Here is a 26324-nt window from a genome sequence, read left to right as displayed (position 1 = left end):
GCACCGAATGCCGCGCATTGTAGCCGCAAGGTGTAGGACTGGCACCTAGCCGTTTCGATGTGCCGAACGTCTGATCAATCCGATAACCGGCAACAGGCCCACCAGAATCAACGTCAGCGCCGGCAATGACGCCCGCGCCCACTCGCCTTCGCTGGTCATTTCGAAGATCCGCACCGCCAGCGTGTCCCAGCCAAACGGGCGCATCAGCAAGGTCGCGGGCATTTCCTTGAGCACATCGACGAACACCAATAACGCCGCGCTCAACGTACCGGGCAGCAACAGCGGCAGATACACTTTGAAAAACAGTCGTGGCCCACTGACACCCAAACAGCGTGCAGCTTCCGGCAACGACGGACGAATCCGCGCCAGGCTGTTTTCCAGCGGCCCGTAGGCCACTGCGATAAATCGCACCAGATACGCCAGCAATAGCGCCGAAAGGCTGCCCAACAGCAACGGTTTGCCTGCACCGCCGAGCCAGCCCGACAGCGGCACCACCAGTTCGCGGTCCAGGTAGCTGAACGCCAACATGATCGATACCGCCAGCACCGAGCCCGGCAAGGCGTAGCCGATATTGGCCAGGCTGACCCCGGAGCGAATCGCCCGCGTCGGCGCCAGGCGCCGGGCAAACGCCAATAGCAACGCGACGCTGACGGTGATCACAGCGGCCATGGCGCCCAGGTACAACGTATGCGTGATTAGCCCGGCGTAACGCTCATCCAGATCGAAGCGCCCACGCTGCCAGAACCACACCACCAGTTGCAGCAACGGAATGACAAACGCGCAGGCAAACACCAGCCCACACCAACCGGTGGCGGCTACGGCCTTGAACCCGCGCAGGTGATAGAGCGCCTTGCCCCTGGGACGTTCGTTACTCGCCCGGCTGGCGCCGCGAGCGCGGCGTTCGCCGTAAAGCAGCAACATCACCACCAGCAGTAACAGGCTGGCCAGTTGTGCGGCGCTCGACAGGCTGAAGAAGCCGTACCAGGTCTTGTAGATCGCCGTGGTGAAAGTGTCGAAATTGAATACCGATACCGCACCGAAATCCGCCAGTGTCTCCATCAACGCCAAGGCCACTCCGGCACCTATCGCCGGCCGCGCCATCGGCAACGCCACGCGCCAGAATGCTTGCCACGGCGATTGACCGAGCACTCGCGCAGCCTCCATCAGACCTTTGCCCTGAGCCAGAAATGCGCTGCGCGCCAGCAGGTAGACGTAGGGATAAAACACCAGCACCAACACCAGAATCACCCCACCGGTGGAGCGCACACGCGGCAGCCGCAAACCGCTGCCGAACCCTTCACGCAGCAGGGTTTGCACCGGGCCTGAGAAATCCAGCAGCCCAACAAAAACGAACGCCAGCACATAGGCCGGGATCGCAAACGGCAGCATCAGCGCCCAGTCCAGCCAGCGTCGCCCGGGGAACTCGCAGAGGCTGGTCAGCCACGCCAGGCTCACACCCAACAGCGTGACGCCTACTCCGACGCCGAGGATCAGCGTCAGGGTGTTGCCCAGCAGGCGCGGCATCTGGGTGTCCCACAGGTGCGACCAGATCTGCAGATCGACGGTTTGCCACGACAGCAGCAACACGCTCAGCGGCAGCAGCACCAGAGCGGCAACGACGAAAACCAGCGGATACCAACGGCGTTGGGCGGGATGGGCCAAGGCAAAGCTCTCTGGGGGGAATCACGCAAAAAGATCGCAGCCTGCGGCAGCTCCTACGCGGGGTTTGTGTTCCCCTGTAGGAGCTGCCGCAGGCTGCGATCTTTTGATCTTTAGTGCTTCGGACTCAGTTCCAGCCCGCGCGGTCCATCAGGCGGATGGCTTCAGCCTGGCGCAGGCCAGCGACTTCAACCGGCAGGGTGTCCGGGATGAACGTGCCCCAGGCCTCGACTTCAGCGGACGGTTTCACCGTCGGGTTGGCCGGGAATTCCTGGTTGACGTCGGCGAAGATTTTTTGCGCTTCAGGCGTGGTCATCCATTCCACCAGAGCCTTGGCGGCTTCCGGGTGCGGCGCGTATTTGGTCAGGCCAATGCCCGACAGGTTCACGTGTACGCCACGGTCAGCCTGGTTCGGCCAGAACAGTTTGACCGGCAGGTCCGGCTTCTGCTGGTGCAGACGGCCATAGTAGTAAGTGTTGACGATACCGACGTCGCACTGCCCGGCGCTGATCGCTTGCAGTACGGCGATGTCGTCGGAGAACACGTCAGTGGACAGGTTGCGAACCCACCCCTTGATGATTTCTTCGGTCTTTTCCGCGCCATGGGTTTCGATCAGGGTCGCGGTCAGCGATTGGTTGTAGACCTTCTTCGCGGTACGCAGGCACAGACGACCTTCCCACTGCTTGTCAGCCAGCGCTTCGTAGGTGGTCAGGTCCGAGGGTTTTACCCGGTCGGTGGAATAGGCGATGGTCCGCGCCCGCAGGCTCAGACCGGTCCAGGCGTGAGAAGCGGCGCGGTATTGCAGTGGAATGTTGGTATCGATCACTTTCGAGGTGAACGGCTGCAGGATGCCCATTTGCTCGGCCTGCCAGAGGTTGCCGGCATCGACGGTGAGCAGCAGGTCGGCGGTGGCGTTCTCGCCTTCGGCCTTGATGCGCTGCATCAGCGGTGCTTCCTTGTCGGTGATGAATTTCACCTTTACGCCGGTTTTTTGGGTGTAGGCATCGAAGACCGGTTTGATCAGTTCGTCGATACGCGAGGAGTAGACCACCACCTCGTCAGCGGCCTGAGCGGTGGTGCCGACCAGGGTCAGGGCGAGGGCTGTCAGTAGACGCTTCGGTGCCAACATGGGAGCGGTCTCTCGAAATCAAAAATGAGCCGAAATGATAAGGACTCACATTTAGCTTCTCAACCGATCCCGCCGTGGAGGAGTTACCGGATGTTGCACCACCGGCGATTGATGGTGAATGTGCCGCCGCCATCGCGAGCAAGCTCGCTCCCACAGGGAATCTTCTTGAAGCGCACATTCGTGTGAACAAAGAAGATCAAGTGTGGGAGCGAGCTTGCTCGCGATGAGGGCATCAGCTCCGACGCAAAATGTCAGGCCTTGGCGAGCTCCGGCAGATCCCCGATCAATCCAAGCGCTTCGCGCACGAACAACGCCTTGGCTTCGGGCATCTGGTCGACCATTTTCAATCCGGTGTTGCGCAACCAGCGCAGCGGCAAAGGGTCAGCCTGGAACAAGCGCTCAAAGCCTTCCATCGCCGCCATCAGCGCCAGGTTGTGGGGCATGCGCCGACGCTCGTAGCGGCTGAGGACTTTCACATCTGCCAGGCGCTCGCCACGGCTGGCCGCGTGCAACAGCACTTCGGCCAGCACCGCGGCATCGAGGAAGCCAAGGTTGACGCCCTGCCCGGCCAACGGGTGAATGGTGTGAGCGGCGTCGCCGATCAGCGCCAGGCCTTCAGCCACATAGCGCTTGGCATGGCGCTGACGCAACGGCACACACAGTCGTGGGTCGGCGCTCAGCACACTGCCCAGGCGCCCTTCGAAGGCGCGCTCCAGTTCACGGCAAAAACCTTCGTCGTCCAGCGCCATCAGCCGCTCGGCTTCGCTCGGGGTGGTCGACCAGACGATCGAGCACCAGTCTTGCTGGCCGTCACGCGCCAATGGCAGGAACGCCAGCGGACCATGGTCGGTGAAACGCTGCCAGGCCGTCATCTGGTGCGCCAGCGAACTGCGAACGCTGGTGACGATGGCGTGATGCAGGTAATCCCACTCGCGAGTCGCGACACCGGTGAGGCGGCGCACCGCCGAGTTGGCGCCGTCAGCCGCGATCACCAGCGGTGCACGCAGCGTGCGGCCATCGGCCAGGGTCAGCAGCCAGTCGTCGCCGGAACGGCGCATCTGCTCCAGGCGCGCATTGGCCAGCAGGCCCAGGTCGCAATCATGCAGGCGATCGAGCAGCGCATCCTGCACCACCCGGTTCTCGACGATATGCCCGAGCGTCTCGGCGTGGACGCTGGTGGCCGAGAAATGAATCTGCCCGGTGCCGCTGCCGTCCCAGACATGCATGTCGGTATAAGCGCTGCAGCGCCGACTGACGACGCCTTCCCACACACCCAGACGTTCGAGGATCCGCTGACTGGCGGCCGACAAGGCACTCACTCGAGGCTCGAACGCCGACTGCGCGTCGAAGGGTTTGACGCTCATGGGGCTGCCGTCGAGCAGCAGGACTTCCAGCCCACTGTTCTGTAACGCCAGCGCCAACGCGCTCCCGACCATTCCGGCCCCGACAATCAGCAGATCTGCGCGCATTTCCATGCTTTAAGCCTGTCTCGCTTGCGGCTTGAGCCGCACGTAAAAAGTTTTATCGACCCGCGCCACCAAGCCGTCGTGAACATCGACCTGCAACCACTCAACCATCGGAACGTGTTCCCAACCCCATCGCTTGCCGAGCGAACCAGCGTTTGGCCGGCGGCAACAGATCGAGGCCCAACAGGCCGATGTTGCGGCCCAGCGATACCAGCGGTTGGGTACTGCCGAACAAACGGGTGACCTGATCGGAGAAACCCACGGTGAGGTTCTGGTCCAGGCGCTGGCGTTCGCGGTAAGCCTGCAAGGTGGCGAAGTCACCCGGCGTGCTCTGGCTGGCGAGCAGCGCTTCGGCCAGGGCCTTGGCGTCGCGCAGCGACAGGTTGAAGCCCTGGCCGGCAATCGGGTGCAGGCTGTGGGCAGCGTTGCCCAGTACGGCCAGATGCGGACGCACCTGCTCTTCGGCTTCGATCAGCGACAACGGGTACAGATGCCGCGCACCGACCTGCTTGAGGGTGCCGAGGCGATAACCGAACACGCCCTGCAACTCGCTGAGAAAGCTGCGCTCATCGAGTGCGGCCAGACGCTGCGCGTCCATGCCCAGGCGAGTCCAGACCAGCGCGCAGCGGTTTTCCGGTAGCGGCAGCAAGGCCATGGGGCCATCATCGGTGAAGCGCTCGAACGCCATGCCGTTGTGGGCTTCGCTCGGGGTAATGTTGGCGATCAACGCACTTTGATTGTATGGACGCTTTTTGACGCCGATCCCCAGCTGCTCGCGCAAGCCCGAACGGCCGCCATCGGCCAGCACCGCGAGGTCGCATTCAAGGCTGGTTTCGTCGTTGAGGGTCAGGCGGTAACCGTCTTCCAACGGCTCCATGCGCGTGACTTCGGCCGGGCAGCGCCAACTGATCACGTCCTTGTCCAGGCCCTGCCAGAGGCATTGGCCCAGCCAGGCGTTTTCCACCACGTAACCCAGGGCCGGAACGCCCTCTTCCATGGCCGATAGCCGCGCGGTAGAGAAACGCCCACGGTCGGAGACATGAATCTGTTTGATCGGCTCGGCGCGGCGGGAGATTTCCTGCCACAGGCCCAGCCGCTGATAAATTTGCCGAGCACCAAAGGACAGCGCCGAAGAGCGCGCGTCATAGCTTGGCTGGTAGGTATGGCCAGGCGCGAACGGCTCGATCAGCACGATCTTCCAGCCACGGGCACGGGCACCGGCCTGCAAGGCCAACGCCAGACTGGCGCCCACCAGACCGCCACCGATGATTGCCAGATTGACTCTGCTCATGCGGCTTCAGTCCGCGCAGCGGCCATCAAGGCCTCGATCTCGGCGACCGTTTTCGGCGCGCCGTTGGTCAGGATTTCACAGCCCTGTCTGGTTACCACCACGTCATCCTCGATGCGTACGCCAATGCCGCGCCACTTCTTCGCCACGCTCATGTTGTTCGGGGAAATGTAGATGCCCGGCTCGACAGTCAACACCATGCCGACTTCCAGCACCCGCCATTCACCGCCGACCTTGTACTCGCCGACGTCATGCACATCCATGCCCAGCCAATGGCCGGCGCGGTGCATGTAAAACGCCTTGTAGGCTTCGCTGGCGATCAACTCGTCTACGTCGCCCTGCAGCAAACCGAGCTTCACCAGACCGGCCGTAATCACCTGAACCGTCGCCTCGTGCGCCTGATTCCAGTGCTTGTTGGGTGCGATCTGGGCAAACGCGGCTTCCTGCGACGCCAACACCAACTCGTAGATCGCCTTCTGTTCCGGCGAATACTTGCCATTGACCGGCCAGGTGCGGGTGATGTCGCTGGCGTAGCAGTCGATCTCGCAACCGGCGTCGATCAACACCATATCGCCATCCTTGAGCAGCGCGTCATTCTGCTGGTAATGCAGGATGCAGCTGTTACGCCCGGCGGCAACGATCGAACCATAAGCCGGCATTTTTGCCCCGCCTTTGCGGAACTCGTAATCGAGCTCGGCTTCCAGGCTGAATTCATGCAAGCCGGCACGGCTGGCCTGCATGGCGCGAATGTGGGCCTGCGCGGAAATCCGTGCGGCTTCGCGCATCACCTTCACTTCTGCCGCCGATTTATACAGGCGCATGTCGTGCAGCAGATGATCCAGCGCAACGAATTCGTTCGGCGGCTGGGCGCCCAGGTGCGCCTTGGAGCGGATCACGTTGATCCAGTCCATCAGGTGACGATCGAATTCGGGGTTGCTGCCCATGGCCGAATAGACCCGGTCACGGCCTTCGATCAGGCCCGGCAGGATGTCGTCGATGTCGGTGATCGGAAAGGCGTCGTCGGCACCGAAATCGCGGATCGCGCCTTCCTGCCCGGCACGCAGGCCGTCCCACAGTTCGCGTTCGGCGTTGCGTTCACGGCAGAACAGAATGTATTCGCCATGCTCACGGCCGGGCATCAATACGATGACCGCCTGAGGCTCGGGAAAACCGCTCAGGTACTGGAAGTCGCTGTCCTGACGGTAAACGTGCTCGACGTCGCGGTTGCGGATCGCCACGGCGGCGGCCGGCAGGATTGCGATGCTGTTGGGTTCCATCTGCGCCATCAACGCCTTGCGGCGGCGGGTGTATTCCGATTTAGGGATATGAATCATGGGCAGATGGAAGTCCCTTACAAACGATCAGTGCAGAGAAGGTTTGGCAGCAGCGGCTTGCGCCGGTTTCTTGGTCTCGGCGAACAGCAGCAATGGCGCGACGCGCAGGTATTCCATCACTTCCATGTAGTCGCCTTCGCCGTCTTCGGATTCTTCCAGGGCATCTTGCACCTGAGCGATGGCGGCGAGGTCTTGCAGCACTTCCTGGGCATCTTTGCTCAGTTCCAGGCCGCCCGCGTTCACGCCGAAGCCGTGGAGGAAGCCCTGGCACCATTGGCCCAGCGCAGCGGCACGTTCGGTGAGCGGCGCGTCGTCGGTCGGCAGTAACAGGACCACGGTGACGTCGTCGCCCGTCAACTCGCCCTTGACCATTTCTTGCAGGCCGATCAGCGCGTTGCGTACGTTATCGGCCGGTTCGGTTTCCAGCAGCTCGGCGACGTCAGCCAACCAGGTGTCGGCATCAAAGCCGACACCGGTGCAACTGCGGCCCAGCAGCACGCCGTGAAGCTCGGCAGGGGAGCAAGGATGGCCGCTGGAGCTCAGCAGGGTGGCGAAGGCGTTATACGGGGAATTCTGAATGGTCATGGGCAGCTAGGCGCCAGACGGCGCTATGTCTAGAATGAAGGCCTTGTATCCTACATCGACAGACTCGCCAAGACTATTAAAGGCTGTCCGCCAGTTACCGCCCATCAGACAAATCCCGTGGAACACTATGGAAGACAACGACCTGCAAGCGCTGATGGCCAGACTCGAGCTGCTAATTGCCCGAGTCGAGCAACTTAAGAGCCAAAACGGACTCTTATTAGCTCAGGAAAAGACCTGGCGCGAGGAACGCGCTCATCTCATTGAAAAAAACGAAATCGCCCGGCGTAAGGTCGAATCGATGATTTCGCGCCTCAAAGCCCTGGAGCAAGACTCATGAGTTCAAGCAATAGCGTTACCGTGCAGATCCTCGATAAAGAGTACTCGATCATTTGCCCCCAGGAAGAGCGCAGCAACCTGGTGAGCGCCGCCCGTTACCTGGACGGCAAAATGCGCGAGATCCGCAGCAGCGGCAAAGTCATCGGCGCCGATCGTATCGCCGTGATGGCCGCGCTGAACATCACTCACGATCTGTTGCACACCCAGGAACGTCCTGATGTGCAGGCCAGCGGCTCGACTCGCGAGCAGGTGCGCGATCTGCTCGAACGCGTGGATCTGGTGCTCGCCACCGATACGGATGTCAGCAAGGGCTGATTCCTGAGGGTGGTTGCGGTATACTCGCGCCACTCCCTGGGGTGCTTGCCAGTTGGCGATGTCCCTGAGCCGATTCGCACTACCCTGGAAGTTGCACGTTGGGCCGGTGTGCATGTCCGCTAGACGGAAAGCCTTAAGGTCTACTGCATCTTCCACCTTGAACTTTCGGGTTCAAGGGCTAAGTCGACAGCGGTTCATCCGGGGAGCCTGATTCAAGCCGATGCCAGTTTTTGCTGGCATCGGCTTTTTACGAAGGCATCAATCTGCTGCCCTCGACACTCGAACAGCCCATGACGATGACCGAACCTGCGCCGCTTTCCCGCCCGCAACTTCGACGCATGCTGCGCAAGGCCCGTCGCGCACTCTCGCACTGCGAGCAACGCCAGGCCGCACGCGGGCTGTATCGGCAATTGGCGCAGCATCCGCTGTTTCGCCGCGCCAAACACATTTCCCTGTACCTGCCCACCGACGGTGAAATCGACCCGCGCCTGCTGCTGCGTGCCGCTCAACGCCGGGGTAAGGCGACCTATCTGCCGGTACTCAGTGCCTGGCCGCGGACCAAGATGGTCTTCCAGCGGATTCGCCCCGGCGAAAAGCTGCGGCCCAACCGCTTTCGCATTCTCGAACCACGGGTCAACCAGGCCAGGCAACGCAAGGTCTGGGCACTGGACCTGGTGTTGTTGCCGTTGGTCGGTTTTGACGAACACGGTGGACGCCTGGGAATGGGCGGCGGTTTCTATGATCGCAGCCTGGCCTATCTGGCGCGCCGCAAAAACTGGCGCAAGCCGACGCTGCTGGGTCTGGCCCATGAATGTCAGCAAGTCGAAAAACTGGCTCAAGCGAGCTGGGATGTACCGTTGCAAGGAACGGTGACTGACAGGAAGTGGTATTTCGCAGGCTAGACTTCAGACGCCACCGCCATCAGCGGCGTCGCTTGCTTCGGTTTTAGCGCTTGTGCGGCTTTAGATGTTGTTGCTGTTGCAGTTGCGCGACTTCGATCGGCGCATCGGTCTTGTTCGCCCACAGGCTTTGCGCATAACCCGTGGTTACGACGCCCAGGCCGAACACAATGACTAAAATCCACAGTAAATCCGGTTTGCGTTTCATCGATTGCCCCCCTCAAGGCATGTCGCACACGATGACAGCAACGGTTGCCGAAATAGGCCGTGCTTGCCGCGTCTCGCTTAAAAGTCCGGCATTTTGCGGTAACGTGAAGCGACACGCAAACGCTGGCGTCAACCGACCGTCGGTTTGTCATAAAATTGCCGGGCACCTTTTCCGGCCACCGCTTTCGGAGCAAAAAAGATGGCCTATTGGCTTATGAAATCCGAGCCCGACGAGCTCTCGATCAAAGGCCTGGAGAAGCTCGGCGAAGCCCGCTGGGACGGTGTTCGCAACTATCAGGCACGCAACTTTCTGCGGGCCATGGCGGTCGGCGACGAGTTTTTCTTTTATCACTCCAGCTGCCCCGAGCCGGGCATCGCCGGGATCGGGCGAATCATTGAAGCGGCGTATCCGGACCCGACGGCGCTGGAGCCGGAGAGTGTTTATTTCGACCCGAAGGCCACGCCCGAGAAAAATGCCTGGAGCGCGATCGACGTCGCCCATATCGAGACGTTTGGCAAGGTGCTGAAGCTCGACTATCTGAAGCAGCAAACGGCGCTGGCAGAAATGCCGTTGGTGCAGAAAGGCTCACGACTATCGGTGATGCCGGTGACGGCCGAGCAATGGGCTGCGGTGTTGGTGTTGCGTTCGTGAGTAATGCGGCGACTGCACAAATGCTATCGCGAGCAAGCTCGCTCCCACAGGGGATTAGTGCCGTTCACAATACTGTGGACTGACACCGTTTCAGTGTGGGAGCGAGCTTGCTCGCGATGAGGGCCGCCCGAACAGCGAAGGACTTACTGGATGATCAGGTTGTTGAACAACAGGTCGTCAACCACCGGTTTGCCGGTTTCGTCATTCATCACTTGCTGGGTCTGCTTCAAGGCTTCCTGACGCAACTTCTCTTTCGCTTCGACGTTGCTCATGGTTTCAGTGGTTTGCTGGGCGAACAGCGCCACCAGCTGATTGCGGATCAACGGCTCGTTGGCCTTCACCGCCTTGACCGCTTCGTCACCGGTTACCCGCAACGCCACATCAGCTTTGTAGACCTTGAGCTTCGGGGTGCCATCCAGCCCGTAGTTACCCACGAACGGTGGGGTCAGGCTGATATAGCTGACTTTCGGCGCTTCGCCTTCTTTGGCTTCCTCGGCCATCGCTGCCACAGGCAGAGACAGGGCCAGCATCAACATGATCCACGCTTTCACAATTCGCTCCTAATCCGGTTTGCGGCCTAGCATAGCGACCCGCAGCCCAAGCACAAAGCTTATGGCTGACTATCAGGGTCGGGCATGCTCGTTGACCCGTCGACTCACACACCTACACTTATCGGCCATCACTCCCAAAGGAATAGCCCTGATGAAAGCCGTGCTGTGCAAAGCCTTCGGCCCTGCCGAATCGCTGGTGCTGGAAGAAGTCGCCAGTCCTGCCGCCAAGAAGAACGAAATCCTGCTGGACGTGCATGCGGCCGGGGTGAACTTCCCGGACACGCTGATCATCGAGGGGAAATACCAGTTCAAGCCACCCTTCCCGTTTTCGCCGGGCGGTGAAGCCGCTGGAGTGGTGAGCGCGGTGGGCGAAAAGGTCAGCCACCTCAAGGTCGGTGACCGGGTCATGGCACTGACCGGATGGGGCAGTTTTGCCGAGCAAGTCGCGGTGCCGGGCTACAACGTACTGCCCATCCCGCCGTCCATGGACTTCAACACCGCCGCCGCGTTCAGCATGACCTACGGCACGTCGATGCACGCGCTGAAACAGCGTGGCAACCTGCAACCGGGGGAAACCCTGCTGGTGCTCGGCGCTTCGGGTGGTGTGGGCCTGGCCGCCGTGGAAATCGGTAAAGCCCTGGGCGCCCGGGTCATCGCTGCCGCCAGCAGCGCCGAGAAACTCGCGGTGGCCAAGGCTGCCGGCGCCGACGAGCTGATTAATTACAGCGAAGCCAACCTCAAGGACGAAATCAAACGCCTGACCGACGGCAACGGTGCCGACGTGATCTACGACCCGGTGGGTGGCGACCTGTTCGACCAGGCGATCCGCGCCATTGCCTGGAACGGTCGCCTGCTGGTGGTCGGTTTCGCCAGCGGACGCATCCCGGAACTGCCGGTAAACCTCGCCCTGCTCAAAGGCGCCGCAGTCGTTGGCGTGTTCTGGGGTTCCTTCGCCCAGCGCCAGCCGCAAGACAACGCCGCAAACTTCCAGCAACTGTTTGGCTGGTTCGCCGAAGGCAAGCTCAAGCCTCTGGTGTCGCAGGTGTATCCGCTGGCTCAGGCCGCCAACGCCATCAATGATCTGGGCCAGCGCAAGGCCGTTGGAAAGGTGGTGGTGCAGGTACGGTGAACCAGACTCCCTGCTACGCTTCGAGTCTGTTTACCCATCACAGGACGGAGGTTGAGCATGATGCTGCGTAAATTGTTATTGGGTCTGGCTGTCTTGCCTGCGCTGGTGACTTCAACGCAGGCACCGGCAAATCAGAGTGACAAGGCCGCTCAGGGCCTGAAAAATGTCACGGTGCTGATCGTCCGGCACGCGGAAAAGCCCGATCAGGGCACAGGATTAAGCCCTCGTGGCGAGCAGCGCGCTGAGGCTTATGCGCACTATTTCAACCCGCTGCAGCTGGGCGGCAAGAACCTGGTACCGCAACGACTGATCGCCACCAGCGACAGCAAGTCCAGCGCACGACCACGGCTGACCCTGACACCGCTGTCGCAACGCCTGCACATTCCGATCGAGCAACCCTATGCCGATGAAGAAGTCGACAAACTGGTCAAATCGCTGGGCAAGAAGAACCAGGCCTCGGTCGTATTGATCGCCTGGCATCACGGGCATATCGACAATTTGATCGAAGCGTTCGGTGGCGATGGCCAAGCGTTGACCGGGCAGAAATCCTGGCCAGAGGACGTCTATAACTGGCTGATCGTGTTGCGCTTCGACGACCAGGGGCAATTGGTCGAATCCCATAGCCAGAAGGTCCAGGAACATCTGCTGCCCGGAGATGGCAGCTGATTATAGAGAAACCGACCAAGGCTTCATTCAAGTGCAGGTGCAGGCTCGCTGATTCCTCATCGCTTTACACTGTCTGAAACAAAGCAGCGTCACCGCCGTCGACGGCGACGCTGCTTACTTTGTCTCTAAAGCAACCTACGAATCTCCTCCGGCAGCAACCTCATGTATCTGGAGGCTGGGTACTCCAGACATTGCCTGGCAATACTCGGCACACGTCTATTCAGTTTGGCGATCATCGCCAGACGTTGTTCTGTCGACAATTGTCCTTGGGGAAACCCATTCGACAGATAAGCACGGGTGTAATGAAACGCAGCTAAATCGATCCAGTGGTAATCCACGGTACCAACAAGGCCCTTGTTGACCTCGCTGCATTTCAGCTCTTTGAGCCACTGGTTGATGCCATTCGGTGCATCAAGTAGAAAAACCATCGGCGCAATAATTTCCAGTTCGGCTGGTTTGTCACCTTCAACCGTCCACGGTTTGAACCGCCACTGCCCTATCGCGACCTTGGTCGCTTCGGCGAGATCTGGATGGTCGCTTTGAAGAATATTGATCTTGTTGACTGACCCATCGGCATGAACGGTAAAACCGACCCGCACATCGCCGGTAATCCCTGCTCTGTGAAGCGCCCTGGGGTAAAGCGGCTTTGGATTGTTTTCCGGTATCAAAAACACCTCCCCGGCCCGGATAGCACCAGACAATACCAGTAAAAAAAACAACATAAACCACCGCATAACCCCACTCCCTTGCGACTGAAATACCGAATTTGGCATCAGTACGAAGGTTAAGGCTCAAACCCCAGAAGCTAAATGCGATGACCTCTCATCTGAACCCAGGACATTTCCTAAATCTTCGCCCTACGTTGCGCGAAAGAACCGCACTCAGGCCTTCGGGTAATTATTCCTACGCCGCCCTCTCCTTACATCTGAGCGACATGTTCATAAAAGAACGCGCGATTTTGTTCATTTGCGTCTTTTTTACAGATGAGAAACGGTGCCATCTTCGGTAACGAAACTGTAACATTCGCATCCGCAGTCAAAACAAGAAATTTGGAGCTCTTGAATGTTTGCTTTCTTTCGTCCTGCCGCACATCAGGCTCCATTGCCTGAAGAACACGTAGACAGCACCTACCGGCGCTTGCGCTGGCAAATCTTCGCCGGGATTTTCTTTGGCTACGCGGGTTATTACCTGCTGCGCAAAAACTTCTCCCTGGCCATGCCGTACCTGATCGACGAAGGCTACACCCGTGGCCAGTTGGGCCTGGCGATGTCGGCAATCGCGATTGCCTACGGCTTGTCGAAGTTTTTGATGGGCCTGGTGTCCGACCGTTCCAACCCGCGGTACTTCCTGCCCTTTGGCTTGCTGGTATCGGCCGGGGTCATGTTCATTTTCGGTTTCGCACCCTGGGCAACGTCCAGCGTGACCATGATGTTCATCCTCCTGTTCATCAACGGCTGGGCCCAGGGCATGGGTTGGCCGCCGAGCGGCCGGACCATGGTGCACTGGTGGTCGCAGAAGGAACGTGGTGGCGTGGTGTCGGTCTGGAACGTCGCGCATAACGTCGGCGGCGGCCTGATTGGCCCGCTGTTCCTGCTTGGCATGGGCCTTTTCAACGACTGGCACGCGGCGTTCTACGTCCCGGCAGCCGTGGCCTTGCTGGTGGCAGTGTTCGCCTTCATGGTGATGCGCGATACCCCGCAATCGGTAGGCCTGCCGCCTATCGAGAAGTACAAGAACGATTACCCGGAAGGCTACGATGCCAGCCACGAAGACGAATTCAGCGCCAAGGAAATCTTCGTCAAGTACGTGCTGCGCAACAAAATGCTCTGGTACATCGCCATGGCCAACGTCTTTGTCTACCTGCTGCGCTACGGCGTGCTGGACTGGGCGCCGACCTACCTGAAGGAAGCCAAGCACTTCGACGTGGATAAAACCTCGTGGGCGTACTTTTTCTACGAGTGGGCCGGTATCCCGGGCACGCTGCTGTGCGGCTGGATGTCGGACAAGATTTTCCGCGGCAACCGTGGCCTGACCGGCATGGTGTTCATGGCATTGGTCACCGTGGCGACCCTGGTTTACTGGCTGAACCCGGCCGGCAACCCGACCATCGACATGATCGCGCTGTTCTCTATCGGCTTCCTGATCTATGGCCCGGTGATGCTGATCGGCCTGCAAGCGCTGGAACTGGCGCCGAAGAAAGCCGCCGGCACTGCTGCGGGTTTCACCGGTTTGTTCGGTTATCTGGGCGGGTCGGTCGCGGCCAGTGCAGCGATGGGCTACACCGTGGACCACTTCGGCTGGGATGGCGGTTTCGTGTTGCTGGTCGGTGCGTGTCTGTTGGCGATGGCTTGCCTGGCACCGACTTTGTGGCACAAGCAAGTCGCCAGTCAGGGTCGTGAAGCACTCGCTTAAGCCTTGCAGCGCTTGAGCCGCGCCTCCAGATTCCGGTCTGGCATGGCGTGGCTGCGCAGGGCGTGTGCAGTCTGCTCGACATAATCGCGAGTGGTACCGTAACGCCCGCAAGCGCTTTCGAACACCTGGCTCAGCACATGGTCCGGCAAGTTGCCGGCGTAGCTGGGCAGGTGCCGCTCCAAAACAAACCCCAATGCCTGAACCTTGCTTCCGTCTTCCAGCCGGCAATTGAGCCAGTGCGGGCGATAAGACGGCACCGGCATTTCGCGCTGCCAAAGTGCGTACAGCGATGCTTCCAATTGCTCCTCGGGCAACCGATAGGCAAAGCCGCTGCAAGAGCCGCCGCGATCCAGACCAAACACCAGCCCCGGCATTTCCGGCGTACCGCGGTGTTCGTGGGACCACAGGTACAAGCCGCGATGGTAACCATGCACGCGCCCGCGCACCCGCTCGACGGCTGTGCATTCCGGGCGCCAGATCAATGAACCATAAGCGAATAACCAGACCGGCCCACCCTTGTGCCGAGCCATGGTGGACTGCATCGAGCTGAGCAATTGTTCGTGAGTCAGCTGCGCGCCCAGATCGAGCCGCGGAGGGTAAGCCAGATTCAAACAAGCAGATTCAATGGCGGTCATGGCAAAGGGTGTTCAGTCCCACAAGTATTACAAGATGTAAGTAAGATTAACGTCATAGAACATATAGCAGTAAACGTAAAACGAAAAGTGCTAAAGGACGTATGACCCTTCTATATCAAGGACTGCAACCCATGAAGGAGCCTGATATATAGCCTAATACTCTTTGGGAAATACCTTAAATACCCGAATGAAATATGCATAAGCCTTGCGGCCGTTCAGAATCAACCGTCACTTAACAGATCTTTCTGACGTATTCGTCTGATACCCTGCCGCCCCTTCTTTGAATGCAGGCGTATAGCAGCCTCCACAGGCGCAAGCCGAATTACCAATAGAGGTCGCAAGATGAAAAACCTGAAAATGTACGGTCTGCTGTTACTGGCGCTGGCCACCCCGGCGCTGGCAGTAGAAAGCCCGACTCGGGAAGACAAGGGTTTCTGGTACCTGCAAGGTAGCCTCTACACCAAGCACTATTCGCCAGACCCCGATCACAATAACAATCAGGACCTGATCGGCCTTGAACGCAATGAAGCATCCGGCTGGTTGTTTGGCGCAGCGACTTTTCGTAACTCGTTCAGTCAGCGCTCGTATTACGCCTATGCGGGGAAGCGTTACGAGAGCGCCGACTATCCGGTGTATATAAAGCTGACCGGTGGATTACTTCAGGGTTACAGCGGCGAGTACAAGGACAAGATTCCGCTCAACCACTTCGGCGTAGCGCCCGTGATCATTCCATCACTGGGCGCGCATTACGGTCCGGTGGCCGCCGAGCTGGTTCTGCTCGGTTTTAATGCCGCGATGATCACCACCGGCGTGCGCTTCTAGCTTGCTTGCGGTCGGGGCGCGTAGGCGAAGACGTCAGCGCGCATCTGGTGGGCGTCCATCCCGGCGTTGACCAAGGCGTCCAGAGTGCCGTAAACCATCGCCGGCGAACCACTGGCATACACATGCAGGGATTTCAGATCGGGGAAATCCTCGCAAACCGCCTCGTGCAACATGCCGCAACGCCCTTCCCAACCGCACAGATCGCTGACGACCTTGTGCAGGAACAGGTTGGGCAGCTTCAGCCATTCATCCCAATGCTCGATCTGATAAAAATCTTCCGGTCGCCGCACACCCCAGTACAAATGCACCGGATGCTTGAAACCCTTGGCCCGGCAATGCTCGATCAGGCTGTGGATCTGCCCCATGCCGGTACCCGCAGCCATCAACACCAGCGGACTCTCAGGCAATTCGGCCAGATGCGTATCGCCGAAGGGCATTTCGATGCGCACCATGCGATTGCGCTGCAACTGCTCGATCAGGCTCAGTGCGCTGGCTTCGCGCGCCAGCACATGAATTTCCAGATCTCGCCCCGAGTGCGGTGCCGAGGCCAATGAGAAGGCAGATTTTTCGCCATTCTCGCGCTCGATCAGCAGGTACTGCCCAGCGTGATAGCGCGGCGGCTTGCCAGCCGGAGCCCGCAGTCGAACCCGCCAGGTATCGCCGCCAACGTCTATGCATTCAGTGACCTGACACGACAGGCTGCGCACCGGTAGCTCTCCCAGCGCAAGGACGCCATCCCACAATACGATGCAGTCTTCCAGCGGCTCTGCTATGCAAGTGTAGAACTCGCCGTGGTCGCGCACATCGCCTGACTGCTTGACCCGGCCTTCAACCAGCAACGCTCCACAAACGTGGCAGTTGCCATTACGACAGCTTTGCGGGCACTCATAGCCCAGGCGCCGCGCCCCATCGAGAATCCGCTCGCCGGGCAGTATCTCAAGCACTGCTCCGGACGGCTGCAAGGTTACACGCATCAATCTATTCCTAACTGATTCCAGATGGCATCGATCCGGCGTGTCACCGCCTCATCCTTGACGATCACCCGGCCCCACTCGCGGGTGGTTTCACCGGGCCATTTATGCGTGGCATCGAGCCCCATCTTCGACCCCAGGCCGGAAATCGGCGAGGCGAAGTCGAGGTAGTCGATCGGCGTGTTATCGATCATCACCGTATCGCGCTTGGGGTCCATGCGCGTGGTGATGGCCCAGATCACGTCGTTCCAGTCGCGGGCGTTGATATCGTCGTCAGTGACGATAACGAACTTGGTGTACATGAACTGTCGCAAAAACGACCAGACACCGAGCATTACCCGCTTGGCGTGGCCGGGATACTGCTTCTTCATGGTCACAATGGCCATGCGGTACGAGCAGCCTTCGGGCGGCAGGTAGAAGTCGGTGATCTCAGGGAACTGCTTTTGCAGGATCGGCACGAACACTTCGTTCAGCGCCACACCAAGGATCGCCGGCTCATCCGGTGGACGGCCGGTATAGGTGCTGTGGTAGATCGGCTTGATGCGGTGCGTGATGCGCTCGACGGTGAACACCGGGAAGCTGTCGACTTCGTTGTAATAGCCGGTGTGGTCGCCGTAAGGACCTTCGTCAGCCATTTCGCCCGGATGGATCACGCCTTCGAGGATGATCTCGGCGGTGGCCGGCACTTGCAGGTCGTTGCCACGGCACTTCACCAACTCGGTGCGGTTACCGCGCAACAGGCCGGCGAAGGCGTACTCGGACAGGCTGTCCGGCACCGGCGTCACGGCACCCAGTATGGTCGCAGGGTCGGCGCCCAGCGCCACGGACACCGGGAACGGCTGGCCCGGATGCTTCTCGCACCACTCGCGGTAGTCCAGCGCGCCGCCACGGTGGCTCAGCCAGCGCATGATGACTTTGTTACGGCCGATCACCTGCTGGCGATAGATGCCGAGGTTCTGGCGATCCTTGTTCGGACCTTTGGTGACCGTCAGGCCCCAGGTGATCAGCGGGCCGACATCGCCGGGCCAGCAGGTCTGCACCGGCAGCATCGCCAGGTCGACGTCATCGCCTTCGATGACCACTTCCTGGCAGATCGCGTCTTTGACGACTTTCGGCGCCATGGCGATGATCTTGCGGAAGATCGGCAGCTTGGACCAGGCGTCTTTCAGACCCTTTGGCGGCTCAGGCTCTTTGAGGAAGGCCAGCAGTTTGCCAATCTCGCGCAGTTCGCTGACGGCTTCGGCGCCCATGCCCAAAGCCACGCGCTCAGGCGTACCGAACAGGTTGCCAAGCACGGGAATGTCATAGCCGGTCGGGTTTTCGAACAGCAGCGCCGGGCCCTTGGCCCGCAAGGTGCGATCGCAGACCTCGGTCATTTCCAGCACTGGTGACACCGGAACCTGGATGCGCTTGAGCTCGCCGCGCTGTTCCAGGCCGCTGATAAAGTCGCGCAAGTCGCGATACTGCATGCATTAGCCTCGTTTTGGCCATGGCGTTCGGGGGCATGAGTTTAGCCTCGAACCCACCCGTTCAGAAGAGTGACCTGGCAAATCATCAAAAATCAGATAGCAAAAAGCCGGGTTTCCCCGGCTTTCGCATTCCCGCTCGACTTACTTGCGTTTCATCGACAGGAAGAACTCATCGTTGGTCTTGGTCTGTTTCAGCTTGTCGACCAGGAACTCGATGGCAGCGACTTCATCCATAGGATGCAGCAGCTTGCGCAGGATCCACATGCGCTGCAACTCGTCGTCGGCGGTCAGCAACTCTTCGCGGCGAGTGCCGGAACGGTTGATGTTGATGGCCGGGAAGACGCGCTTTTCAGCGATCTTGCGATCCAGAGGCAGTTCCATGTTGCCGGTGCCTTTGAACTCTTCGTAGATCACTTCATCCATCTTCGAGCCGGTTTCAACCAGCGCGGTAGCGATGATGGTCAGCGAGCCGCCTTCTTCGATGTTCCGAGCAGCACCGAAGAAACGCTTTGGTTTCTCCAGGGCGTGGGCATCGACACCACCGGTGAGGACCTTGCCGGAGCTCGGGATCACGGTGTTGTACGCACGCGCCAGACGGGTGATGGAGTCGAGCAGGATGACCACGTCTTTCTTGTGTTCAACCAGGCGCTTGGCCTTCTCGATCACCATCTCGGCAACCTGCACGTGGCGGGTTGGCGGCTCGTCGAACGTCGAGGCAACCACTTCGCCGCGCACGGTGCGCTGCATTTCGGTTACTTCTTCCGGACGCTCGTCGATCAGCAGCACGATCAGATGAACTTCAGGGTTGTTACGAGCGATGTTGGCAGCGATGTTCTGCAGCATGATCGTCTTGCCCGCTTTTGGCGGAGCAACGATCAGACCGCGCTGGCCTTTACCGATCGGGGCGCACAGGTCGATGACGCGACCGGTCAGGTCTTCGGTGGAACCGTTACCGGCTTCCATCTTCATGCGCACGGTCGGGAACAGCGGGGTCAGGTTCTCGAAGAGAATCTTGTTTTTCGCGTTCTCGGGACGATCGTAGTTGATCGTGTCGACCTTGAGCAGTGCGAAATAACGCTCGCCTTCCTTTGGAGGACGGATCTTGCCAACGATGGTGTCACCGGTGCGCAAGTTGAAGCGACGGATCTGGCTCGGCGAGACGTAGATATCGTCTGGGCCGGCAAGATAGGAGGCGTCAGCAGAGCGGAGGAAGCCGAAGCCGTCCTGGAGAATCTCCAGCACGCCATCACCGGAGATTTCCTCGCCGCTTTTCGCGTGCTTTTTCAGCAAGGAGAAAATCACGTCCTGCTTGCGCGAACGGGCCATATTTTCTATGCCCATCTGTTCGGCCAATTCGAGCAGTTCGGTAATCGGCTTTTGCTTGAGTTCAGTCAGATTCATATAGGAATGACGTAATCATTTATGGAGGGGGGGAAATTAAGCTTTTGGCTTAATGAGGCCGCGCCGCAGAGAAGGCGACAGGATCGCGTACTTATTCGAAAAGGAGAGCGTCGGCGACGGCTTGCAGGGGGCGCTGGAGAAACCAGTGCGGGGCCGAATGTAACACCTGAGTTTCGGAGCGTCTAGCCCTGAATAACGAAAAGGCCCCGCTATTTGCGGGGCCTTTTGGGTGACACTTGCAACGACGCTTAGATGTTGGCGTCGAGGAAGGCAGCCAGTTGCGACTTCGACAGCGCGCCAACCTTGGTCGCTTCGACGTTGCCATTTTTGAACAACATCAGGGTCGGGATACCACGCACGCCGTGCTTGGCCGGGGTTTCCTGGTTTTCGTCGATGTTCAGCTTGGCAACGGTCAGCTTGCCTTTGTAGGTTTCAGCGATTTCGTCCAGAACCGGAGCGATCATCTTGCATGGGCCACACCACTCAGCCCAGTAGTCGACCAGTACAGCACCTTCGGCCTTGAGTACGTCAGCTTCGAAGCTAGCGTCGCTAACGTGTTTGATAAGATCGCTGCTCATGGAAGTCTCCAGGTTGTAAGCAAAAAAACGTGGCCCATCATAGCTGCCCTTCCCTCGTTCAGGAAGCCGCAGATGATTGAGTCTCGCTATGGCGGCCCATGAGTTTGGGTATAGCTCAAGTCACGGCGTGGCGGGGGTCACGAAGGAAATTCCAGTGCGCAGGGCCGCGTTGCGCACATGCTCCTGCATAGCCTTCTGGGCGGCACTCGAAGCCCGGCGGGCCAGCGCTCGAAGGATCTTGCGGTGTTCTTGCCAGGTTTCCATGGCCCGTTCGGCCCGGATGAACGGTAGTTTCTGGCTCTCCAGAAAGAGCTCGGCACTCGCCGTCAGAATGCTCAACATCGCCTGATTGCCGCTGGCCAGCAGGATTCGCCGATGGAATTCGAAATCCAGTCGCGCCGCCGCGTCGAAGTCCCCGGCACGCAACTCGTCGCGCATCGCTGCGACGTTGTCTTCAAGGGCATCCAGCTCATCGGCGCTCAACGTCACCGCCGCCAACCCCGCCGCGAAACCCTCCAGGGCATAGCGCAGTTGAAAGATATCCACAGGCGAGGCTTGAGCAGCGAACGGCCAACTCACCCCCGACATCGCCGGGGATGGCTCAACCGCCTGCACGAATACCCCCTTGCCCGGCTGCACGCTGATCACCCCCAAGGCACTCAAGGATGACAGCGCCTCGCGCAGCGACGCCCGGCTCACACCCAGTTGCACTGCCAGATCGCGCTGCGAAGGCAGCACATCCCCCGGCCCGAAACCCTGTTCGGCAATCAGTTTACGGATGGCGTGCAGCGCCACTTCGGGTACGGCGCGGGAGATGGAATTCATGTTTTTTCAGACGAGCCAGACCAGTGAGCGGCTAGTTGTAAAGCTAATCGCCGAGTCAGGCAAGTCGTGCCCCACGGGGGTTCGAGCGCCTTGGGCGATGCCCGATCAAGGTGCGAAAAAACCAGCAACTGTTCAGACCAGTAAGACCGATCAATGCCAGTAAATCCGCGGTCTGACAGGCATTTCGCCGGGGGTTGGCACGGGCTGTGCTCTGTCGATTCGCAGAAATCACTTGCCGAATCCGGAGATTTGCCATGACCCAGCGTTGCAGCGCCCTGCTCACTGCCCTGTTCGCCAGCCTGATGCTCTGTCAGTTCCCCGCCCATGCCGACGGCCTGGAGGATGTGGTCAAGCGCGGGACACTCAAGGTCGCCGTGCCTCAGGATTTCCCGCCGTTTGGCTCGGTGGGCCCGGACATGAAACCCCGCGGCCTGGACATCGACACTGCTGCGCTCCTGGCCGACCAGCTCAAGGTCAAACTCGAACTGACGCCGGTCAACAGCACCAACCGCATTCCGTTCCTGACCACCGGCAAGGTCGACCTGGTGATCTCCAGCCTCGGTAAAAACCCTGAGCGCGAGAAGGTCATCGACTTCTCCCGCGCCTATGCCCCCTTCTATCTCGCGGTTTTCGGCCCGCCCGAGGTCGCCATCAACGGCCTGGATGACCTCAAAGGCAAAACCATCAGCGTCACCCGTGGCGCCATCGAAGACATCGAGCTGACCGCCGTTGCCCCGCAAGGCGTAACCATCAAGCGCTTCGAAGACAACAACTCGACCGTCGCCGCTTACCTCGCAGGCCAGGTCGACCTGATCGCCAGCGGCAACGTGGTGATGGTGGCCATCAGTGAACGCAACCCGAAACGCATTCCAGCGCTGAAAGTGAAACTCAAGGACTCGCCGGTCTACGTTGGCGTGAACAAGAACGAGCCGGCGCTGCTGGACAAGGTCAACCAGATCCTCGCCACCGCCAGAACCGACGGCAGCCTGGAGAAAAACTCCCAGACCTGGCTCAAGCAACCGCTGCCAGCCGATCTCTGATTGTCGCGACGCCGCTTAATCGAGGAACCTGCCCATGGCCTATCAGTTCGACTTTTTACCGGTGGTGCAAAACACCGACCTGTTGCTGCGCGGTGCGCTGTTCACCCTTGAGCTAACGGCCATCGGCGCGCTGCTCGGGGTCAGCCTGGGGATTGTCGGCGCCGTGGTACGGGCGTGGAATATCCGTCCGTTTGCCGGGATTTTCGGGGTTTATGTCGAATTGATCCGCAACACGCCGTTTCTGGTGCAACTGTTTTTCATCTTCTTCGGCTTGCCGTCGCTGGGCCTGCAAATCTCCGAATGGCAGGCCGCGGTGTTGGCGATGGTGATCAACCTCGGCGCCTATTCGACGGAAATCATTCGCGCCGGCATTCAAGCGATCCCGCGCGGGCAGCTGGAAGCCGCGGCGGCGTTGGCGATGAGCCGTTTCGAAGCGTTCCGCCACGTGGTGCTGCTGCCGGCGCTGGGCAAGGTCTGGCCGGCCCTGAGCAGCCAGATCATCATCGTCATGCTCGGTTCGGCGGTGTGCTCGCAGATCGCCACGGAAGAACTGAGTTTTGCCGCCAACTTCATTCAGTCACGCAACTTTCGCGCCTTCGAAACCTACGCCCTGACCACACTGGTTTACCTGTGCATGGCCTTGCTGATCCGCCAGTTGCTGGGCTGGATTGGGCGACGGTTTATAGCCAGAAGCAGCGCGAGGACTAGCCAATGAGCGATTTCACCTTCTGGGACATCGTGCGCAACTTGCTCACCGGCCTGCAATGGACCCTGGCACTGTCGCTGGTGGCGTTTATCGGTGGCGGGCTGATCGGCTTGCTGATCATGACCCTGCGCATTTCGAAAAACGCCCTGCCGCGCAGTTTCGCCCGTACCTGGATCGAACTGTTCCAGGGTACGCCACTGTTGATGCAGCTGTTTCTGGTGTTTTTCGGCGTGGCGCTACTGGGGATCGAGATTTCGCCGTGGCTGGCGGCGGCGATTGCCCTGACGTTGTTTACCAGCGCTTACCTGGCGGAGATCTGGCGCGGTTGCGTCGACTCGATCGCCAACGGTCAGTGGGAAGCGTCGGCGAGCCTGGCGCTCAATCCCTTTGAACAACTGCGTTACGTGATCCTGCCGCAAGCCTTGCGCATTGGCGTGGCACCGACCGTGGGCTTCTCGGTGCAGGTGGTCAAAGGCACAGCGGTGACCTCGATCATCGGTTTCACCGAACTCACCAAAACCGGCGGCATGCTCGCCAACGCAACCTTCGAACCCTTCATGGTCTACGGCCTGGTCGCGCTCGGTTACTTCCTGCTCTGCTACCCGTTGTCCCTCAGTGCCCGCTACCTGGAAAGGAGACTGCATGCCTCTGCTTAGAATTTCCGCCCTGCATAAATATTACGGCGATCACCATGTGCTCAAAGGCATCGACCTGAGCATCGACGAAGGCCAGGTGGTGGCGATCATCGGTCGCAGCGGCTCGGGTAAATCGACCCTGCTGCGCACCTTGAACGGCCTGGAGTCGATCAACGACGGGGTGATCGAAGTCGACGGCGAATACCTCGACGCCGCCCGCGCCGACTTGCGCAGCCTCAGGCAGAAGGTCGGCATGGTGTTTCAGCAGTTCAACCTGTTCCCACACCTGACGGTGGGTGAAAACGTCATGCTCGCGCCGCAAGTGGTGCAGAAAGCTTCCAAAGCCAAGGCTAAAGAGCTGGCACAAGAGATGCTGGAACGGGTCGGGCTCGCGGAAAAGTTCGATGCGTTCCCCGATCGGCTGTCCGGCGGCCAGCAACAGCGGGTCGCGATCGCACGGGCCTTGGCGATGTCTCCGAAAGTGCTGCTGTGCGACGAAATCACCTCGGCGCTCGACCCGGAGCTGGTCAACGAGGTGCTGAGCGTGGTCCGGCAACTGGCCAGGGACGGGATGACGCTGATCATGGTCACCCACGAAATGCGCTTCGCCCGGGAAGTTGGGGACAAACTGGTGTTCATGCATCAGGGCAAAGTGCATGAGGTGGGCGATCCTAAAGTGTTGTTTGCCAATCCGCAGACGGCGGAACTGGCGAATTTCATTGGCACGGTTGAGGCGGCGGGCTAATTTTTGGCGCCTGCCGGGCCGCCATCGCGAGCAAGCTCGCTCCCACAGGATTCTTTGTTGGCTTCAGTCCTGCGGGCAACACAAAACCAATGTGGGAGCGAGCTTGCTCGCGATTGACCGCGAAGCGGTCACCTACGCGTTGGCGGCAGCGGTTGATCGTGGCACGATGGTCGGGTTATCGACCGAGACCTCTAAACCATGCCTCAATCCCAAGCCAAGAATCTGTCCCTGATCGCCGCTATCGACCTGGGCTCGAACAGCTTTCATATGGTCGTGGCCAAGGCCTACCACAATGAGATCCGTATTCTCGAGCGGCTTGGCGAGAAGGTTCAACTGGCCGCCGGGATCGATGAAGAACGCCAACTCACCGAAGAATCCATGCAGCGCGGGCTCGATTGTCTGAAGCGCTTTGCCCAGCTGATCAACGGTATGCCACAGGGCGCCGTGCGGATCGTCGGGACCAACGCCCTGCGCGAGGCGCGCAACCGCGGCGAATTCATCCGTCGCGCCGAAGAAATCCTCGGCCACCCGGTGGAAGTCATTTCCGGTCGTGAAGAAGCACGTTTGATCTACCTTGGCGTCTCCCACACCCTCGCCGACACCCCAGGCAAGCGTCTGGTGGCCGACATCGGCGGCGGCAGTACCGAATTCATCATCGGCCAGCGCTTCGAACCGCTGCTGCGCGAAAGCCTGCAAATGGGCTGCGTGAGCTACACCCAGCGCTATTTCCGCGACGGCAAGATCACCCCGGCCCGCTACGCCCAGGCCTACACCGCAGCGCGGCTGGAGATCATGAGCATTGAACACGCCCTGCACCGCCTGACCTGGGATGAAGCCATCGGCTCCTCGGGCACCATCCGCGCCATCGGTCTGGCGCTGAAGGCTGGCGGCCATGGCGCTGGCGAGGTCAACGCCGAGGGTCTGTCCTGGCTCAAGCGCAAGCTGATCAAGCTCGGCGACGTCGAAAAAATCGATTTCGAAGGCATAAAACCTGATCGCCGGGCGATTTTCCCGGCCGGCCTGGCGATTCTCGAAGCGATCTTCGACGCACTCGAATTGCAACGCATGGATCACTGTGAGGGCGCTCTGCGTGAAGGCGTGCTCTACGACCTGATGGGCCGTCATCACCACGAAGACGTCCGCGAACGCACCCTCAGCTCGCTCATGGAGCGTTACCACGTCGACGTGGAACAGGCCGACCGCGTCGAACGCAAAGCGCTTCACGCGTTCGACCAGGTGGCCGACGACTGGGATCTGAATGACGGAGTCTGGCGCGAACTGCTGGGCTGGGCGGCCAAGGTCCACGAAGTCGGGCTGGACATCGCCCACTATCAATTCCACAAGCACGGTGCCTACCTGATCGAACACTCCGATCTGGCCGGTTTCTCTCGTGAAGACCAACTGATGCTGGCGCTATTGGTGCGCGGCCACCGCCGCAACATTCCCAAGGACAAGTTTGCCGAGTTCGGCGATGAAGGCATCAAGCTGATTCGCCTCTGCGTGTTGCTGCGCTTCGCGATTCTGTTCCATCACATCCGTGGCACCCAAAAGATGCCGCAGGTCACGTTGCAGGCCAACGGCGACAGCCTGGATGTATTGTTCCCGGAGAACTGGCTGGACGAAAACCAGCTGACGCAGGCGGACTTCGCGCTGGAAGCGGAATGGCTGACCCGCGTCAACTTCAGCCTCAACGTGCGCTAATCCGCTCGATTACACACAGCAAAACCAATGTGGGAGCGAGCTTGCTCGCGATAGCGGTGCAGCAGTCAACATGAATGTTGAATGTCATTCCGTCATCGCGAGCAATCGAGCGTCGACCGGCTGCTCCCACATTTAGGCTGCGCTATTTCGACATTGGCCTTCCATGGC

General features: G+C 59.9%; 28 protein-coding genes, 1 other RNA gene and 1 pseudogene. 14 read left to right on the top strand and 16 right to left on the bottom strand.

The window, feature by feature from the left end; all coding sequences use genetic code 11:
• Positions 1-45 precede the first annotated feature (45 nt).
• From BK659_RS17550 to BK659_RS17520, 7 genes and pseudogenes are all read right to left on the bottom strand, one after another.
• Positions 46-1662 carry an ABC transporter permease gene (locus BK659_RS17550; RefSeq protein ID WP_123426256.1) on the bottom strand — a complete coding sequence of 539 codons (1617 nt, stop codon included), beginning with the start codon at positions 1660-1662 and terminating at the stop codon, positions 46-48.
• Positions 1663-1786: 124 nt separating this feature from the next.
• The gene (locus BK659_RS17545) at positions 1787-2788 is read right to left on the bottom strand and encodes an extracellular solute-binding protein (RefSeq protein ID WP_123426255.1); all 1002 of its coding nucleotides are present in this window, start codon (positions 2786-2788) and stop codon (positions 1787-1789) included.
• Positions 2789-3039: 251 nt separating this feature from the next.
• A complete protein-coding gene (locus BK659_RS17540) occupies positions 3040-4257 on the bottom strand; it encodes a 2-octaprenyl-3-methyl-6-methoxy-1,4-benzoquinol hydroxylase (RefSeq protein ID WP_185015407.1) in 1218 nt (405 codons plus the stop codon).
• Between the two features lie 9 nt (positions 4258-4266).
• Positions 4267-4353 (bottom strand): annotated as a pseudogene (locus BK659_RS28050) (tetrameric acyl-CoA thioesterase); the annotation flags it as partial.
• Between the two features lie 4 nt (positions 4354-4357).
• Positions 4358-5545 (bottom strand): 2-octaprenyl-6-methoxyphenyl hydroxylase, encoded by a 1188-nt coding sequence (ubiH, locus tag BK659_RS17530; RefSeq protein WP_123426253.1) that lies wholly within the window; start codon positions 5543-5545, stop codon positions 4358-4360.
• Complete coding sequence (pepP, locus tag BK659_RS17525; protein ID WP_123426252.1) at positions 5542-6876, bottom strand: Xaa-Pro aminopeptidase; 1335 nt, start codon at positions 6874-6876, stop codon at positions 5542-5544. Before pepP ends, ubiH begins: the two co-directional genes overlap by 4 nt.
• 27 nt (positions 6877-6903) lie before the next feature.
• On the bottom strand, positions 6904-7461 hold the full coding sequence (locus BK659_RS17520; protein WP_123426251.1) for a YecA/YgfB family protein: 558 nt from the start codon (positions 7459-7461) through the stop codon (positions 6904-6906).
• Positions 7462-7588: 127 nt separating this feature from the next.
• On the opposite strand from BK659_RS17520, the gene BK659_RS17515 reads away from it, so the two are divergent.
• The 4 genes from BK659_RS17515 (at position 7589) to BK659_RS17500 (ending at position 9014) form a co-directional block, all read left to right on the top strand.
• Positions 7589-7798: a TIGR02449 family protein gene (locus BK659_RS17515; protein ID WP_123426250.1), complete on the top strand. Its 210-nt coding sequence runs from the start codon at positions 7589-7591 to the stop codon at positions 7796-7798.
• Entirely contained in the window at positions 7795-8112 is a 318-nt protein-coding gene (locus BK659_RS17510) for a cell division protein ZapA (protein ID WP_123426249.1), read from the top strand. The genes BK659_RS17515 and BK659_RS17510 overlap by 4 nt, the downstream gene beginning before the upstream one ends.
• Positions 8113-8142: 30 nt before the next feature.
• Positions 8143-8321, top strand: a non-coding RNA gene (gene ssrS, locus BK659_RS17505) — 6S RNA.
• Positions 8322-8408: 87 nt separating this feature from the next.
• On the top strand, positions 8409-9014 hold the full coding sequence (locus BK659_RS17500) for a 5-formyltetrahydrofolate cyclo-ligase (RefSeq protein ID WP_123426330.1): 606 nt from the start codon (positions 8409-8411) through the stop codon (positions 9012-9014).
• A gap of 43 nt (positions 9015-9057) precedes the next feature.
• Here BK659_RS17500 and BK659_RS27780 read toward each other — a convergent pair whose 3' ends face one another.
• The gene (locus BK659_RS27780; protein ID WP_185015404.1) at positions 9058-9219 is read right to left on the bottom strand and encodes a hypothetical protein; all 162 of its coding nucleotides are present in this window, start codon (positions 9217-9219) and stop codon (positions 9058-9060) included.
• Between the two features lie 198 nt (positions 9220-9417).
• On the opposite strand from BK659_RS27780, the gene BK659_RS17495 reads away from it, so the two are divergent.
• Positions 9418-9870 (top strand): EVE domain-containing protein, encoded by a 453-nt coding sequence (locus BK659_RS17495; RefSeq protein ID WP_123426248.1) that lies wholly within the window; start codon positions 9418-9420, stop codon positions 9868-9870.
• 143 nt (positions 9871-10013) lie between these two features.
• Here BK659_RS17495 and BK659_RS17490 read toward each other — a convergent pair whose 3' ends face one another.
• Complete coding sequence (locus BK659_RS17490; protein ID WP_123426247.1) at positions 10014-10421, bottom strand: flagellar basal body-associated protein FliL; 408 nt, start codon at positions 10419-10421, stop codon at positions 10014-10016.
• 151 nt (positions 10422-10572) lie between these two features.
• On the opposite strand from BK659_RS17490, the gene BK659_RS17485 reads away from it, so the two are divergent.
• Positions 10573-11550, top strand: coding sequence for an NADPH:quinone oxidoreductase family protein (locus BK659_RS17485; RefSeq protein ID WP_123426246.1), 978 nt, complete (start codon positions 10573-10575; stop codon positions 11548-11550).
• Between the two features lie 57 nt (positions 11551-11607).
• Positions 11608-12216 (top strand): flagellar basal body-associated protein FliL, encoded by a 609-nt coding sequence (locus tag BK659_RS17480; RefSeq protein ID WP_259740276.1) that lies wholly within the window; start codon positions 11608-11610, stop codon positions 12214-12216.
• A 125-nt stretch (positions 12217-12341) separates the two neighbouring features.
• Here BK659_RS17480 and BK659_RS17475 read toward each other — a convergent pair whose 3' ends face one another.
• Positions 12342-12950, bottom strand: a complete 609-nt coding sequence (locus BK659_RS17475) for an energy transducer TonB (RefSeq protein ID WP_123426245.1) — start codon at positions 12948-12950, stop codon at positions 12342-12344.
• Between the two features lie 328 nt (positions 12951-13278).
• Between BK659_RS17475 and glpT the strand changes: the two genes are divergently transcribed.
• Positions 13279-14628, top strand: a complete 1350-nt coding sequence (gene glpT, locus BK659_RS17470; protein WP_054594577.1) for a glycerol-3-phosphate transporter — start codon at positions 13279-13281, stop codon at positions 14626-14628.
• Here the strand turns inward: glpT and BK659_RS17465 are convergent.
• Positions 14625-15263, bottom strand: coding sequence for a gamma-glutamylcyclotransferase (locus BK659_RS17465; protein WP_123426244.1), 639 nt, complete (start codon positions 15261-15263; stop codon positions 14625-14627). The two genes, glpT and BK659_RS17465, sit on opposite strands and share 4 nt — an antisense overlap.
• Before the next feature lie 342 nt (positions 15264-15605).
• On the opposite strand from BK659_RS17465, the gene BK659_RS17460 reads away from it, so the two are divergent.
• Positions 15606-16085, top strand: coding sequence for a sn-glycerol-3-phosphate transporter (locus tag BK659_RS17460; protein WP_123426243.1), 480 nt, complete (start codon positions 15606-15608; stop codon positions 16083-16085).
• On the opposite strand, the gene BK659_RS17455 is transcribed toward BK659_RS17460, so the two are convergent.
• From BK659_RS17455 to BK659_RS17435, 5 genes are all read right to left on the bottom strand, one after another.
• Positions 16082-17059 carry a CDP-6-deoxy-delta-3,4-glucoseen reductase gene (locus tag BK659_RS17455; protein WP_123426242.1) on the bottom strand — a complete coding sequence of 326 codons (978 nt, stop codon included), beginning with the start codon at positions 17057-17059 and terminating at the stop codon, positions 16082-16084. The two genes, BK659_RS17460 and BK659_RS17455, sit on opposite strands and share 4 nt — an antisense overlap.
• Positions 17059-18525, bottom strand: coding sequence for a 4-hydroxy-3-polyprenylbenzoate decarboxylase (ubiD, locus tag BK659_RS17450; RefSeq protein ID WP_123426241.1), 1467 nt, complete (start codon positions 18523-18525; stop codon positions 17059-17061). Before ubiD ends, BK659_RS17455 begins: the two co-directional genes overlap by 1 nt.
• A 141-nt stretch (positions 18526-18666) precedes the next feature.
• Complete coding sequence (gene rho / locus BK659_RS17445; protein WP_019694195.1) at positions 18667-19926, bottom strand: transcription termination factor Rho; 1260 nt, start codon at positions 19924-19926, stop codon at positions 18667-18669.
• Positions 19927-20174: 248 nt separating this feature from the next.
• Entirely contained in the window at positions 20175-20504 is a 330-nt protein-coding gene (trxA, locus tag BK659_RS17440; RefSeq protein ID WP_003206727.1) for a thioredoxin TrxA, read from the bottom strand.
• 120 nt (positions 20505-20624) lie between these two features.
• Positions 20625-21329: a FadR/GntR family transcriptional regulator gene (locus BK659_RS17435; RefSeq protein ID WP_123426240.1), complete on the bottom strand. Its 705-nt coding sequence runs from the start codon at positions 21327-21329 to the stop codon at positions 20625-20627.
• 254 nt (positions 21330-21583) lie between these two features.
• Here BK659_RS17435 and BK659_RS17425 point away from each other — a divergent pair, with 254 nt between their 5' ends.
• The 5 genes from BK659_RS17425 (at position 21584) to ppx (ending at position 26156) form a co-directional block, all read left to right on the top strand.
• Entirely contained in the window at positions 21584-22369 is a 786-nt protein-coding gene (locus BK659_RS17425) for a transporter substrate-binding domain-containing protein (RefSeq protein ID WP_123426238.1), read from the top strand.
• A gap of 34 nt (positions 22370-22403) precedes the next feature.
• Positions 22404-23084 (top strand): amino acid ABC transporter permease, encoded by a 681-nt coding sequence (locus BK659_RS17420; protein ID WP_123426237.1) that lies wholly within the window; start codon positions 22404-22406, stop codon positions 23082-23084.
• On the top strand, positions 23081-23731 hold the full coding sequence (locus BK659_RS17415) for an amino acid ABC transporter permease (RefSeq protein WP_123426236.1): 651 nt from the start codon (positions 23081-23083) through the stop codon (positions 23729-23731). The genes BK659_RS17420 and BK659_RS17415 overlap by 4 nt, the downstream gene beginning before the upstream one ends.
• Positions 23718-24455 carry an amino acid ABC transporter ATP-binding protein gene (locus BK659_RS17410; RefSeq protein WP_123426235.1) on the top strand — a complete coding sequence of 246 codons (738 nt, stop codon included), beginning with the start codon at positions 23718-23720 and terminating at the stop codon, positions 24453-24455. Before BK659_RS17415 ends, BK659_RS17410 begins: the two co-directional genes overlap by 14 nt.
• A 198-nt stretch (positions 24456-24653) precedes the next feature.
• The gene (gene ppx, locus BK659_RS17405) at positions 24654-26156 is read left to right on the top strand and encodes an exopolyphosphatase (RefSeq protein ID WP_123426234.1); all 1503 of its coding nucleotides are present in this window, start codon (positions 24654-24656) and stop codon (positions 26154-26156) included.
• Positions 26157-26324: the final 168 nt, after the last annotated feature.

The sequence above is a fragment of the Pseudomonas brassicacearum genome, assembly GCF_003732225.1.
In the GTDB taxonomy this organism is placed as follows: domain Bacteria; phylum Pseudomonadota; class Gammaproteobacteria; order Pseudomonadales; family Pseudomonadaceae; genus Aquipseudomonas; species Aquipseudomonas brassicacearum_E.
Note: the sequence above shows the minus strand (reverse complement) of the source record. Positions and strands in the feature narration are given on the sequence as shown.

What these genes read in the sequence shown, in the direction of transcription:
- BK659_RS17475 (WP_123426245.1), bottom strand. Translation starts at nt 12,950, where the DNA reads ATGCGGTGGTTTATGTTGTTTTTTTTACTGGTATTGTCTGGTGCTATC.
- ubiD (WP_123426241.1), bottom strand. Translation starts at nt 18,525, where the DNA reads ATGCAGTATCGCGACTTGCGCGACTTTATCAGCGGCCTGGAACAGCGC.
- BK659_RS17510 (WP_123426249.1), top strand. Translation starts at nt 7,795, where the DNA reads ATGAGTTCAAGCAATAGCGTTACCGTGCAGATCCTCGATAAAGAGTAC.
- trxA (WP_003206727.1), bottom strand. Translation starts at nt 20,504, where the DNA reads ATGAGCAGCGATCTTATCAAACACGTTAGCGACGCTAGCTTCGAAGCT.
- pepP (WP_123426252.1), bottom strand. Translation starts at nt 6,876, where the DNA reads ATGATTCATATCCCTAAATCGGAATACACCCGCCGCCGCAAGGCGTTG.
- glpT (WP_054594577.1), top strand. Translation starts at nt 13,279, where the DNA reads ATGTTTGCTTTCTTTCGTCCTGCCGCACATCAGGCTCCATTGCCTGAA.
- BK659_RS17545 (WP_123426255.1), bottom strand. Translation starts at nt 2,788, where the DNA reads ATGTTGGCACCGAAGCGTCTACTGACAGCCCTCGCCCTGACCCTGGTC.
- BK659_RS17410 (WP_123426235.1), top strand. Translation starts at nt 23,718, where the DNA reads ATGCCTCTGCTTAGAATTTCCGCCCTGCATAAATATTACGGCGATCAC.
- BK659_RS17465 (WP_123426244.1), bottom strand. Translation starts at nt 15,263, where the DNA reads ATGACCGCCATTGAATCTGCTTGTTTGAATCTGGCTTACCCTCCGCGG.
- BK659_RS17415 (WP_123426236.1), top strand. Translation starts at nt 23,081, where the DNA reads ATGAGCGATTTCACCTTCTGGGACATCGTGCGCAACTTGCTCACCGGC.
- BK659_RS17460 (WP_123426243.1), top strand. Translation starts at nt 15,606, where the DNA reads ATGAAAAACCTGAAAATGTACGGTCTGCTGTTACTGGCGCTGGCCACC.
- BK659_RS17515 (WP_123426250.1), top strand. Translation starts at nt 7,589, where the DNA reads ATGGAAGACAACGACCTGCAAGCGCTGATGGCCAGACTCGAGCTGCTA.
- rho (WP_019694195.1), bottom strand. Translation starts at nt 19,926, where the DNA reads ATGAATCTGACTGAACTCAAGCAAAAGCCGATTACCGAACTGCTCGAA.
- BK659_RS17455 (WP_123426242.1), bottom strand. Translation starts at nt 17,059, where the DNA reads ATGCGTGTAACCTTGCAGCCGTCCGGAGCAGTGCTTGAGATACTGCCC.
- BK659_RS17435 (WP_123426240.1), bottom strand. Translation starts at nt 21,329, where the DNA reads ATGAATTCCATCTCCCGCGCCGTACCCGAAGTGGCGCTGCACGCCATC.
- ppx (WP_123426234.1), top strand. Translation starts at nt 24,654, where the DNA reads ATGCCTCAATCCCAAGCCAAGAATCTGTCCCTGATCGCCGCTATCGAC.
- BK659_RS17520 (WP_123426251.1), bottom strand. Translation starts at nt 7,461, where the DNA reads ATGACCATTCAGAATTCCCCGTATAACGCCTTCGCCACCCTGCTGAGC.
- BK659_RS17480 (WP_259740276.1), top strand. Translation starts at nt 11,608, where the DNA reads ATGATGCTGCGTAAATTGTTATTGGGTCTGGCTGTCTTGCCTGCGCTG.
- BK659_RS27780 (WP_185015404.1), bottom strand. Translation starts at nt 9,219, where the DNA reads ATGAAACGCAAACCGGATTTACTGTGGATTTTAGTCATTGTGTTCGGC.
- ubiH (WP_123426253.1), bottom strand. Translation starts at nt 5,545, where the DNA reads ATGAGCAGAGTCAATCTGGCAATCATCGGTGGCGGTCTGGTGGGCGCC.
- BK659_RS17425 (WP_123426238.1), top strand. Translation starts at nt 21,584, where the DNA reads ATGACCCAGCGTTGCAGCGCCCTGCTCACTGCCCTGTTCGCCAGCCTG.
- BK659_RS17485 (WP_123426246.1), top strand. Translation starts at nt 10,573, where the DNA reads ATGAAAGCCGTGCTGTGCAAAGCCTTCGGCCCTGCCGAATCGCTGGTG.
- BK659_RS17540 (WP_185015407.1), bottom strand. Translation starts at nt 4,257, where the DNA reads ATGCGCGCAGATCTGCTGATTGTCGGGGCCGGAATGGTCGGGAGCGCG.
- BK659_RS17495 (WP_123426248.1), top strand. Translation starts at nt 9,418, where the DNA reads ATGGCCTATTGGCTTATGAAATCCGAGCCCGACGAGCTCTCGATCAAA.
- BK659_RS17500 (WP_123426330.1), top strand. Translation starts at nt 8,409, where the DNA reads ATGACCGAACCTGCGCCGCTTTCCCGCCCGCAACTTCGACGCATGCTG.
- BK659_RS17420 (WP_123426237.1), top strand. Translation starts at nt 22,404, where the DNA reads ATGGCCTATCAGTTCGACTTTTTACCGGTGGTGCAAAACACCGACCTG.